This is a genomic window from Neoroseomonas lacus (genome assembly GCF_014644535.1).
GTDB lineage: Bacteria > Pseudomonadota > Alphaproteobacteria > Acetobacterales > Acetobacteraceae > Neoroseomonas > Neoroseomonas lacus.
On sequence record NZ_BMKW01000005.1, the window covers coordinates 232,287 to 243,891 of the forward strand.

12 protein-coding genes are annotated in these 11,605 nt (G+C 69.9%); 4 read left to right on the forward strand and 8 right to left on the reverse strand.

Annotated elements, in window-relative coordinates; genetic code table 11:
• The first annotated feature begins 63 nt into the window (after positions 1-63).
• From IEY36_RS11700 to IEY36_RS11715, 4 genes are all read left to right on the forward strand, one after another.
• The gene (locus tag IEY36_RS11700; protein ID WP_188967247.1) at positions 64-390 is read left to right on the forward strand and encodes a cupin domain-containing protein; all 327 of its coding nucleotides are present in this window, start codon (positions 64-66) and stop codon (positions 388-390) included.
• Positions 391-475: 85 nt separating this feature from the next.
• Entirely contained in the window at positions 476-1,567 is a 1,092-nt protein-coding gene (locus IEY36_RS11705; protein ID WP_188967248.1) for a TRAP transporter substrate-binding protein, read from the forward strand.
• A gap of 5 nt (positions 1,568-1,572) precedes the next feature.
• Positions 1,573-2,892, forward strand: a complete 1,320-nt coding sequence (locus tag IEY36_RS11710) for an MmgE/PrpD family protein (protein WP_188967249.1) — start codon at positions 1,573-1,575, stop codon at positions 2,890-2,892.
• A gap of 34 nt (positions 2,893-2,926) precedes the next feature.
• A complete protein-coding gene (locus IEY36_RS11715) occupies positions 2,927-3,904 on the forward strand; it encodes a Bug family tripartite tricarboxylate transporter substrate binding protein (RefSeq protein WP_188967250.1) in 978 nt (325 codons plus the stop codon).
• A 60-nt stretch (positions 3,905-3,964) separates the two neighbouring features.
• Here IEY36_RS11715 and IEY36_RS11720 read toward each other — a convergent pair whose 3' ends face one another.
• The 8 genes from IEY36_RS11720 to IEY36_RS11755 form a co-directional block, all read right to left on the reverse strand.
• Positions 3,965-5,539, reverse strand: a complete 1,575-nt coding sequence (locus IEY36_RS11720; protein ID WP_188967251.1) for an ABC transporter substrate-binding protein — start codon at positions 5,537-5,539, stop codon at positions 3,965-3,967.
• A 452-nt stretch (positions 5,540-5,991) separates the two neighbouring features.
• A complete protein-coding gene (locus IEY36_RS11725; protein ID WP_188967424.1) occupies positions 5,992-6,498 on the reverse strand; it encodes a F0F1 ATP synthase subunit B family protein in 507 nt (168 codons plus the stop codon).
• Complete coding sequence (locus tag IEY36_RS11730; RefSeq protein ID WP_188967252.1) at positions 6,498-7,100, reverse strand: F0F1 ATP synthase subunit B family protein; 603 nt, start codon at positions 7,098-7,100, stop codon at positions 6,498-6,500. The genes IEY36_RS11725 and IEY36_RS11730 overlap by 1 nt, the downstream gene beginning before the upstream one ends.
• Before the next feature lie 101 nt (positions 7,101-7,201).
• Positions 7,202-7,426, reverse strand: a complete 225-nt coding sequence (locus tag IEY36_RS11735) for an ATP synthase subunit C family protein (RefSeq protein WP_131546781.1) — start codon at positions 7,424-7,426, stop codon at positions 7,202-7,204.
• Between the two features lie 77 nt (positions 7,427-7,503).
• Positions 7,504-8,259: a F0F1 ATP synthase subunit A gene (locus IEY36_RS11740; protein ID WP_188967253.1), complete on the reverse strand. Its 756-nt coding sequence runs from the start codon at positions 8,257-8,259 to the stop codon at positions 7,504-7,506.
• Positions 8,260-8,281: 22 nt separating this feature from the next.
• A complete protein-coding gene (locus IEY36_RS11745; RefSeq protein ID WP_188967254.1) occupies positions 8,282-8,578 on the reverse strand; it encodes an AtpZ/AtpI family protein in 297 nt (98 codons plus the stop codon).
• Between the two features lie 122 nt (positions 8,579-8,700).
• A complete protein-coding gene (locus IEY36_RS11750) occupies positions 8,701-11,034 on the reverse strand; it encodes a putative bifunctional diguanylate cyclase/phosphodiesterase (protein ID WP_188967255.1) in 2,334 nt (777 codons plus the stop codon).
• A gap of 43 nt (positions 11,035-11,077) precedes the next feature.
• Positions 11,078-11,551, reverse strand: a complete 474-nt coding sequence (locus IEY36_RS11755) for a molybdopterin-dependent oxidoreductase (protein ID WP_188967256.1) — start codon at positions 11,549-11,551, stop codon at positions 11,078-11,080.
• Between the last annotated feature and the right edge of the window lie 54 nt (positions 11,552-11,605).

Here is an 11,605-nt window from a genome sequence, read left to right on the forward strand (position 1 = left end):
CATTCTACGCCGATGCCCGCACCGCGCTTGCCACGCGCACGCCCCCGCGCGCAGCATTCCCACATGTCCAGCTTCGTCTTCCCCGCCGCCGAGGCCGCCGCCACGCCGAATGAACCCGGCCGCCTGTCGGCCCACATCCTCACCCGCGGCACCTTTGAAGCGCGTTACTACGCCCCACGCGGCACCGACCCGCAGGTCCCACATACGCGCGACGAGGCCTATGTCGTCATCAGCGGTCAGGGCACCTTCCTGTGCGACGGGCAGCGCGCGCCCTTCGCGCCCGGCGACATGCTCTGGGTCCCGGCCGGGGCCGAGCACCGCTTCGAGGCGTTCTCCGATGACCTCGCCGTCTGGGTGATCTTCTACGGCCCCGAAGGCGGCGAGAGCTGACATTCCCGCGCGTTGCGCATCCCGCCAGCCCCGGCCATTCTCCTCCCATTACAGGGCATAAGCCCGAAGGGGAGTGAGACCAAGAATGGATCGTCGTCGTTTCGTTGCCGGTGGTGCCGCGGGTGCCGCCATCGCCGCTGTGGCTGCCCCGCATGTCGCCAATGCGCAGCCGCGTATCCGCTGGCGCTGCCCGGGCAGCTTTCCGAAGTCGCTCGATACGCTCTACGGCACGCAGGAACACATCTGCCGCCGCGTCAGCGAAATCACCGATGGCGCCTTCCAGATCCAGCCCTTCGCGCCCGGTGAGATCGTCCCGGCGCTGCAGGTGCTCGACGCCGCCGGGTCGGGCTCGGTCGAGATGGGCTGGTCGGCGCCCTATTACTACACCGGCAAGGACCCCTCGCTGGCCTTCGGTTCCTGCGTGCCCTTCGGCCTGAACTCGCGCCAGCAATATGCCTGGTGGCACAATGGCGGCGGCTCCGAACTCATGGCCCCCGTCTTCGCCGACCAGGGCGTGGTCTGCCTGCTCGGCGGCAATACCGGGGCGCAGATGGGCGGCTGGTTTCGCAAGGAGATCAAGTCCGTCGAGGATCTGCGCGGCCTGAAGTTCCGCATCGCCGGCTATGCCGGGGAGGTCTTCAACAAGCTCGGCGCCGTGTCGCAGCAGCTCGGCGGGTCGGACATCTACCCGGCCCTCGAACGCGGCGTGATCGACGGCGCCGAATGGGTCGGCCCCTATGACGACGAGAAGCTCGGCTTCCAGCGCGTCGCGCAGTACTACTACTTCCCGGGCTGGTGGGAGCCTGGTCCCTCGATCGCCATGATGGTCAACAAGGGCGCCTGGGAAGGCCTGCCGCCGCAATTCAAGGCGGCGCTCGAAACCGCCTGCGGCGACGGCTACGTGTTCATGACCGGCCGCTACGATGCGCTGAACCCGCCCGCGCTGCGGCGGCTGATCGCCGGCGGCACCCAGCTTCGTCAATTCCCGCGCGACGTGCTCACTGCCTGCTACAATACCACGCAGGAACTCTATGCCGAGCTTGGCGGCCGCAACGCCCGGTTCAAGGAGATCCACGCGCAGTGGGACCGCTTCCGCCTCGACCAGCAGACCTGGTTCCGAGTCGTCGAGGACAGCTTCGCCAACTCGCTGGCGCAGATCCAGGCGCGGGCGCGCTGACGGGCTTGCTCCCCGAACGGGCGATCAATGTCGCCTGGAACGGCCCGCCGCCCGGTTCGGTGGCGGCGGGCAGGGCGCGACTGCTGCTGGCTGACAGCCTTGGCTGCATGCTGGCCGGCCTCGACCATGCCAGGCCGCGCGACTTCGGCGCGGCGCTGGCCATCACCATGCCCGGCCCCATCCACATCAACGGCATCGCGTCCGGCCTGTCGCAGGCCGGTGCCGCGACGCTGCTCGCCGCTGCCATGTGCTGGGACGAGGCGAATGAAGGCCTCGCCCGCGCCCATGGCCGCCCGGCGCTGGCGGTCGCCCCCTTGTGCATCGCCGCGCTGGCGGAAGGCCGCGCCACCCTGGGCGAGGCGCTCGCCGCCTTTGCCCTGGGCTATGAGGTCGCCGGCCGCGCCGGGGAGGCCTGGCGCATCCGTCCCGGCATGCATGTCGATGGCTCCTGGCACGCGCTGGGGGCCGCCGCGGCGGCCGCACGGCTCGCCGGCGGGGACCAGGCCGCGGCGGCGCGCGCGGTGCGCCTGGCGGGCTGCCAGGTGCCGTTCACGCTCTACGCGCCGATCGCCGCCGGGATGGATGGGCGCAACACCTATCCGGGCCATGCGGTCCTGCTCGGCACCTTGGCCGCCGCCGGGGCGCTCGCCGGGATGGACGCGCCGGAGGGTGGCTTCGCCCAGGCGCGCCACCTCGCCCTCGGCCTCGACCAGCCGGCGGTGGTCGCGCCACTCGGCCAATGGCTGCTCGAGGAAGCCTACATCAAGCCCTTCGCCGGGGTGCGCCACGCGCATTACGCGGCGGCCGCGGCGATCGAATTGCGCGCCGGCCTCGGGCTACGGCTGGCCGAGGTGCGCTCGGTCACCCTCGCCACCTATGCCGAGGCGCTGCGCTACGCCGCCAACCGGGCGCCGACCAGCGCCATCGCGGCGCAGTTCAGCCTCTCCTGGGCGGTCGCGGCGGCGCTGCTGCAGGGGGATCTCGGCCCGGCCGCCTACACCGATGCGGCGCTCGCCGATCCCGCCCTGCGCGGCCTTGAGGCGCTGGTCACCCTGCTCGAGGACCCCGACCTGACCGCAACGGGTGACCGCGGCGCCGGGCTCGCCGTCACTCTGCAGGACGGCACCGTGCTGGAAGCCCGAGCAGACCAAGTGCCCGGCGACCCCGCCCTGCCGATGAGCGTGGCGGCCACCTGCGAGAAGTTCCTCCGCTTCGCCGCGCCCGTGCTGGGGGAGGCGCAGGCACGCGCCGTGCTTGTGATGCTGCTCGAAGGCGCCGGGGATGACAGGCTCGCGGGGATGCTCTTGGCGCCGTTGCGGGCCTAGACTGCCGGCCAATCACGAACAGGAGAGCATACCGATGCCGAGGATCACCCGACGCGCCGCGCTGGCATTCACGGCCACCGCCGCGCTCGTCGCCCCCGTCCGTGCCCAGGCGGCCTTCCCCTCGCGCCCGCTGCGCATCCTGGTCCCCTTCGCGGCCGGCGGCACCACCGACATCCTGGCGCGCGCGGTTGGCGCGCGGCTGGCCGAGGCGCTGGGCCAACCGGTGGTGATCGACAACCGCGGCGGTGCCGGCGGCACACTCGCCGGCGAGGCCTTCGCCCGCGCCGAGCCCGATGGCCACACGCTGCTGGTGGCGACCGCCTCGCTCATCTGCATCAACAAGGCGCTGTACGCCCGGCTGCCCTTCAACCCGGACACCGATTTCGTGCCGGTGGCCATGCTTGCGCAGCAGCCCAATGTGCTGGTCGTTAATCCGCGTGTGCTGCCGATGACGACGCTGCCTGACCTCATCGCCTATATCCGCGCCAATCCGGGCAAGGTGAACTACGGCTCCTCCGGCACCGGCTCGCAGTTGCATCTGACCGGCGAGATGTTCCGTGCCGCGGTCGGCGTCGAGATGACGCATGTGCCCTATCGCGGCAGCGCGCCGGCGATGACCGACCTCGTCGCCGGCAATGTGCCGATGATGTTCGACGGGCTGGGGACGGCGCTGCCGCAGGTGCAGGGCGGCGGGGTACGGGCGCTCGGCGTCGCCTCCGCCGAACCGAATGCCGCGCTGCCGGGCGTGCAGCCGATCGCTTCGGTGCTGCCGGGCTTCCTCTCGGTGAACTGGACCGGCCTGTTCGCGCTGAACGGCACGCCCGAGGCGGTGGTCGCGCGCATCGACAGCGAAACCCGCAAGGCCCTCGCCGGGCCCGAACTGGCGACGCTGTTCCGCGAACGCGCCTTCGAACCGATGCCCATCCCGCGTGGCGAGCTGCCGGCCTTCGTGGCGGCGGAAAGCGCGCGCTGGCGCGAAGCGGTGCGCGCCTCGGGCGCACGGGCGGAGTAGAGGAGGGCGCGCAAGGCCGGAGGGGACGCCGCCCCTCCAGCCCTTTGTTGCGCGACGCGCTTACTGCCCGTGCCGCACGAAGCGCAGCTGGAAGTAGTTGTCGGCGGTCTGCACCACCGTCCAGCCCTGTCGCACCGCCCAGACGATCTGCTGCTGGTGCAGCGGGATGAACGCGACGTCGTCGCGCAGCACCTTGCTTGCCTCGGAGATCAGCCGCTGGCGCTGGGCCTCGTTGGTTTCCACCGCGATGCGGTCGACCAGCGCGTCGAATTGCGGGTTCGAGTAGCCGGCGCTGTTGAACACGCCGCGAGCCCCGCCGCGCGTCGCCGCCAAATTGTACAGCGCGTTGTGCGCATCGCCGGTCGAAGGCGTCCACCCGAGCATATAGAACGACGTGTTGTAGCGCGGCCCGTTGATCTCGGCGAAATACCGCGCGCGCGTCTGTGCGTTCAGCGTTACGCGGATGCCCACGCGCGCCAGCATGGCGGTGATCGCGGTGCAGGTCGCCTCGTCATTCACGTAGCGGTCGTTCGGGCAGTCCATCGTCACGCCGAAGCCGTTCGGGAAGCCGGCCTCGGTCAGCAGGCGGCGGCCCTCGGCGACATTCACCGCCGGGCGCACATCATCGGCCTCGAGGAAGCCATTCACGCCCGGCCCATACAGCAGGTTGGTCGGCCGCGACTGGCCGCGCATCACCGTGCGCTGGATGGCATTCACGTCGATCGCCAGCAGCATGGCGCGACGCACCCGCACATCCTGGAACGGGTTGCGCCCCGTCACGTCGGACTTCAGCAACTGCGGCCGCATCTGGTCCATGCCGAGATAGATCGTGCGCAGCTCCGGCCCCTGCAGGATCGAGACACCTGGCGAGCGGCGGATGCGCTCTACATCCTGCGGCGGCACCGTGTAGACGAAGTCGAGCTCGCCCGAGAGCAGCGCGGCGACGCGCGTCGCGTCATTCGAAATGACATTCAGCTCGGCGCGCGTGACGTTGTGGCGCGGCGTGTCCCACCAGGCCGGGTTGGGCACCAGCACCGTGCGCCGGTCCGGCTCACGCGAGGACAGCAGGAACGGCCCGGTGCCCATGGCGTTGCGCGTGGCGAAATTCTCCTCGCGCGAGGTAATGTCGGCCGGCCGCTGGGCATTGTGCTGGTTTGCCCAGGCGCGGCTCATCATGCCCCAGTTGGTGATCTCCTGGAGCAGGATCGGGTCCGGCACGCTGGTCTCGAAATCCACCGTGAAGTCATCGACGCGGCGCACTTCCTTCACCGCGGCGAGCACGCCTTGGATGTTCGACCCCGGCCCGCGCGCGCGCTCGGCGCTGAACAGCACGTCATCCGCCGTGAACGGCGTGCCGTCCGAGAAGCGCGCATTGCGGCGCAGATGGAAGCGCCACACCGTCGGCGAGACGTTCTCCCATCGCTCGGCGAGCGCCGGTTCCACCTGCATCTGCGCGTTGCGGCGCACCAGCGGCTCATAGATGTTGGCATTGAACGACAGCAGGAAGGTCTCCTGCCGCGCATAGGGGTCCATCGAATTGACGTCGCCGTCATTGGCCCAGCGGAAGGTCTCCGCCTGGGCGGCGAGGGCTGAGCCTGCGAGCAATGCGGCGGCGAGGGTAAGGCGTAACGACATGCGACATGATCCCGAGCGTTGCGATGTGGCGCGGATGCTGGCCCATCACGCGCCGGAGTGAAAGGGTGTGACCGTCCGTTTGGCATCCTGGCATGGACCGTGAAACGAGAAGGGCGTTTCCCCTCTCGAATTCTCCCCACCAAAGGCCCAAGGGCCTTTGGAAATCTCGACATGGTGCCGGGCGCCGCGGGTAGGAAAAACCCTGACGATCGTGCTCGCGCACAAAGCGCCTCGCGCCGGTACAGCAAGCCTCCCCCGCCTTGCATCAAAAGACGGCATTCCAGAGTGCCCGGCACCTTGGCGGGGTGGTTTGGAGGGGCGGCGCCCCTCCATTCTTGCCGACCCCGGCGCATCACCCACCGCGGCTGGCATGACCCCACCGCCGCACCAACGAAAAAGGGCGCCAACCTCGCGGTCGGCGCCCTTTTCCTCATCACGTCTAACGCACAGCCTCAGGCGGCGCGCAGCGCCTTGGGCAGGTCATTCAGGCTCTGATCCACCAGCACCGCATCGGTCGCGGCATCGAGCGTCTCGGCCAGCACGGCGCGGGCGGCGGCGCCGGCCACCTCGGCCGCGGCATTGCGGACATCGGAAACGGCCGACGCCTCAGCCGCGGCGATGCGGTCAAGCGCCATGCGCTCGCGACGCTTGGCCGACGCCTCGGCCTCGGCCATGGCGGCGGCGGCGACGCGCTCGGCCTCGGCACGGGCATTGGCCAGTAATGCCTCAGCCTCCTGCGCGGCGGCGGCACGCTCGGCCTCGGCATCCTTCAGCATCTGCTCGGCTTCACCGCGCAGGCGCGAGGCTTCGTCGAGCTGGCGCCGGATCCCCGCCGCGCGGCCATCCAGGGCACCGGAGATCGCCCCCCACAGCTTCTTGCCCAGCAGCAGGAAGAACAGGACGAAGGAAACCGCGACCCAGAATTTCGGGTCGAGCCAGAAATGTTCGTATTGATGCATCATGCCCTCCCGCGCGCGGTGAGTTCGCGCGTCACCGCGGCATCGACCGCCGCGCGGTCGGCCCGGCCGATCAGCTTGGTCAGCAGCGCCTCGGTGGTGTCGACGGCAACGCCCCGCAGCGCGCCCATGGCGGCGGTGCGCGAGGCGTCGATGCTGGCCTCAGCCTCGGCGACCTGGGCATTCAACCGGGCATTGAGCGCCGCCGACTTGGCGTCGCTGTCGGTCTGCGCGGCCTGCAGCGCGGTGGCCACCGCGGCGCGGGCCGAAGCGCGCGCCTGTTCGGTGGCGGCGCGGTGCGCGGCCATCGCGGCATCGGCCTCGGTCTTGGCGGCCTGGGCCGCCTCGAGGTCGGCATTGATTCGGTTGTGGCGATTCTCGATCACGGCGCCGACGCGAGGCAGCGCGACATGGGCCATGATGTAGACGAGCGCACCGAAGATGATCAGCTGCCAGACGATCTGGCCGATCAGCAGCGGGCCTTGCTCCGGGTGGCCGAAGGCGAGCTGCGGCATGCCATCGACGGGAACAGAGCCCGTGCTGGCCGCCATCGCCATGGCCGGAAGGGTGACGGCCGCGGCCGCCATCATCATAACTCGGCGCATTGCCGTCATCTCCATCGCCTCTGCGCCCGGAACAGACAACGCCCCGGGCATGGTCCGCCATGCCCGTCGGCCCGCCGAAGCGGGCCGGCCGGGCCGGTGGATCAGGCGAACAGGATGAGGAAGGCGATCAGCAGCGCGAACAGCGCCACCGCTTCCGTCAGCGCGAAGCCGAGGATGCCGATCGGGAACACGGCGTCACGGGCGGCCGGGTTGCGGGCCACGCTGGTGATCAGCGAAGAGAAGATGTTGCCGATGCCGAGACCAACACCAAACAGCGCGATAACGGCAATACCAGCCCCAAGGGCCTTCGCAGCGGCGACTTCCATTGTATTCGTCCTTCCGTCCTGAAATGGAGGTTCTGTCCGAACGCGTCTTTACAAACGCACCCCGGTCACATGGCGGGTCAGTGCAGATGCACCGCGTCGTGCAGGTAGATGCTGGTCAGGATGGCGAAGACATAGGCCTGCAGGAAGGCGACCAGGAATTCGAACCCGACCAGGGCAACGTTCACCGCGAGCGGCATGGCGGCCACGAAGGGCCCCACCGCGCCGAGGCCACCGAGCAGCACGACGAAGGTGGCGAACACCTTCAGCATGACGTGGCCGGCGACCATGTTCGCGAAAAGACGAACCGAGAGGGACACCACACGGGAGAAGTAGGAGATGATCTCGACCGGGATGATGATCGGCGCCAGCCACACCGGCGCGCCCTCGGGGAAGAAGTAGGAGAAGAAGTGCCAACCATGGCGCATCAGCGCCACCGCCGTCACCGTCAGGAACACCACCACCGCCAGCGCCAGCGTCACCGCGATGTGCGAGGTGAAGGTGAAGGCATAGGGCAGCAGGCCCAGCAGGTTGCCGAACAGCACGAACATGAAAACCGAGAAGACGAAGGGGAAGTACTTCTTGCCCTCGTCGCCCACCTGGTCGCGCACCATGCCGGCAATGAATTCATAGGCCGCTTCGCCGAGCGCCTGCAGCCGGTCCGGCACCAGCGCGCCGCGCCGCGCGCTCACCAGCATCAGCCCGGCGGACAGCGCCACGGCGAGCAGCATGAACCCGTTGGACTGGCTGAAGGACACGGCCTTGCCGACCACGCCGAACATCGGCGACAGCTCGAACTGGCTGAGCGCGTCGATCGTCTTGCCTTCGACTGCCACCGGCTGATCCCCCGTCGATCTGTCACTGCGTGCGTGAACGCGAACGGGGATTGAACAGGCGATAGACGTTCAGGACCCCGGACACGCTGCCCAGGACGAAGAATACCAGGAACAGCCAAGGCCAGGTCCCCAGCCAGCGATCGAGCAACAGGCCGATCACAATGCCGACAACCAGGGCCGAGACAACCTCGACCCCCGCGCGCAATCCATATCCCCAGGGGCTCTGCGGCAGCGCCCCGCCCTTTTCAGGCGGTTTGTCCAGTCCCTGATGGGTCCTGGCCTGCCGCAACCGTTCCTCGAAACCGTCGCGCTCGTTCACTTTGGCTCCCTGGCGGATCCCCGCCGGAAGGCAGGCGGCGCTTTACGGTCAGCCCCCCCACCTGTCAAGCATGTGACGCAGCGCAACAAGCGCCCGCCCTGCACGATGCGACCATAGCACGGTCAGGCGGCCGTGATCAGGGATGCTCCGGCACCGCCACGCACCGCCGGCGCCGCGGCCGGTACCATCAGCCGTGCCAGCGCCTCGGGCGCCAAGGGCCGGCCCAGCAGGTAGCCCTGGCCCTCGTCGCAACCGATGTCGCGCAGCCGCGCCAGATGCACCGCGCTCTCGACCCCTTCGGCCACCAGCCGGGCCCCAAGGCCATGGGCGATGCGCACCACGGCATCGACAATCCGTTCCGTCCGCAGGCTGGTGCCCAGCCCCGCCACAAAGGACCGGTCCAGCTTGATGACGTCGAAAGGCAGCTGCTGGAGGTAGCCGAGCGAGGCATAGCCGGTGCCGAAATCATCGAGCGCCAGCCGCACGCCGATCTCGCGCAGCTTCGCGAGGGTCTTCGCGGCCGCCTCCGGGTCGCGGATGAAGACATCTTCGGTCACTTCGATCTCGAGTCGTTCGGCGCGGCAGCCGGTCGCCTCCAGCGCGTCGCGCAGCAGGTCGGGCGCCTGGCCGGAGACGATATGCCGTGCCGAGAGGTTCACCGCGACAGCGATGCCATATCCCTGGGCCCGCCAGGCCTGTTGCTGGCGCAGCGCCATCTCAAGCGTCACGCGCGCCAGCCGTACCGAGAGCCCGGCGCGTTCGGCGGCCGGCACGAAGATGTTGGGCGGCACCTCCCCGCGCGTCGGGTGGGTCCAGCGCAACAGTGCCTCGCAGCCGCTGAGCGAGAGGTCGGACAGGCGGAATTTCGGCTGGTAGTCGAAATGCAACTCGCCCCGTTCGAGCGCCTGCTGCACATCCGTCTCGAGCCGCCGCTGGTCGGTCAGCGCCGCCGCCATCGTGCATGAGAAGCGCCGCGACTGGCCGCGCCCCGCCGCCTTGGCGCGATACAGCGCGATATCGGCGCGCTGCAGCATGGACGGCCCATCGACGCCGTCGGCCGGGCCAATCGCGATGCCGACGCTCGCCCCGGCGGGCACGCTCGCGCCATCGATCGCATAGGGCGCCCCCAGCGCGCGCACGATCCGCGCCGCCGCGGCGTCGGCCTCGTCCACCCGGGTGATGCCGACCTGAACCACGGCGAATTCATCCCCGCCGAGCCGCGCCAGCATGTCGCCGGGCTTGAGGCAGGCGCGCATGCGGCTGGTGGCGGCCATCAGCAGCGCATCGCCCGCCGCATGGCCCATGGTGTCGTTGACGTCCTTGAAGTCGTCGAGGTCGATCAGGTGCAGCGCGACCATGCCACCCTCGGCCAGCGCGTGGTTCAGCCGGCGGGTGAACAGCAGGCGGTTGGCCAGGCCGGTCAGCGAATCATGTTCGGCCATGTAGCGGATCTGTTCCTCGGCCTCCTTGCGTTCGGAGATGTCGAGGCTGATGCGCACCACCGCCGAGGCCGGCGTGCCCGGGTCGGCCACCGGGGCCGTGGTGGTCAGCAGGATGCGCTGCGTGCCGTCCGGGCCGATCGCCGAGACCTCCCGGAACGGCAATTGGGTGCCGCTGGCCAGCGCCGCGGCGATATCCGCGGCGTCCTCGGCCGTGCCGGTCGCATCGGCGATGCCCTGGCCCACCAGGTTGGCCTCGGTGGTGCGGTGGAAGCCGGCCAGCGCCGCATTGGCGAGCACGAAGCGTCCCTCCCGGTCATGGGCGGACACCATGACCGGCAGCGCATCCACCACCACCCGCAGCAGTCGTTCCGACATTCCGGCGCGGGCCTGGGCCGCCTCGGCACGCTGCAACAGCCCGCTGGCCCGGCGCCAGAGCAGGTAGAGCAGCGCCGAGAGCAGCGTCGCGCTGGCGATCAGCCCGACCAGGCTGAGCGCGAAGGCCCGGTGAAGACGCCGCAACCCCACGGCGGCCTCCTCGGTGCCCCTGCGCTGGTCGTGCTGCAGGGCGCGGTTCGCATCGCCCAGCCGGAGCACCAGCGCGGCAAGCGCGTCATGCGCGCGGCCGATGGCCAAGGCATCGCCGGCCAGATGCGCCGCGGGCACGGTCTCGATCGCGGCGAGGATGGTGAACAGCGCCGGCAGATCCGCCCGAACCGACAACAGGGTCGGTGAACGATGGGTCTCCCCGTCACCCTCCTGCAGCGCCACCAGGCGGCTCCAGAGGATATCGTACCGCAGGGCGACGGCGCGCGCCGCCCCGGGGCGGCCCGCCGCCAGACGTTCTATCTCGGTGCCCAGGCGCGCTGCCTCGAGCAGCGCCTGGCTGCTCTCCCACACTCCGACGCGATGCCCGGCCGCCTCCAGCGCCGCATGCGAGGCAAGCTGCCGGGCCGAGATCACCAGGGACGCCACGAAGACCAGCGCGGCAAAGCCAGCGCCGATCAGCGGGACCATCGATCGCCACCACCGCCCCGACATCGACATGCGTTGCCGGTCCTCAGGCGATGTCGATGCGCTGCAACTGCCAGACGGCGCGCCCGCGTGTCGTCGCATTCTCCAGCTCGGGGCGCTGTGACCAGGGAAAGATGATCCAGAAGGGGCCGCGCAGGCGGACCGGGATCGGCGCGCCGTCCTGATGGGTGGCCATGAAGGCGCCGGCCGCCACCGCCTCGGCGATGGGCATGCTGACCGCGTAGTCGTTCAACGCCACGGCGCGCATCGTCCTGCCCCGTGCGCCGACCGCCTCAAGCAATTGCCCCACTGGTAGCCCCGCGAAACGTTGCGGCCCGATCGTCCAAGGCGTGTGGGTCACCAACTCGACACGGCCGATGGCGTCGATCTGCGACAGGCTCAGCCGGCGCGGCGCCGGGGGCGCGATCGCGCCATGCAGTTCCAGCACGGCTTCTTCGCCGGCGGCCGCGAGGCCCGGCGCGGCAAGGGCGGCAAGGACGACGCGGCGCGCGATGGCCATGGCAGGCAGCTCCAACCCAAGCCAGAGCTGATACGACCGGTTCGGTAAGCGAAG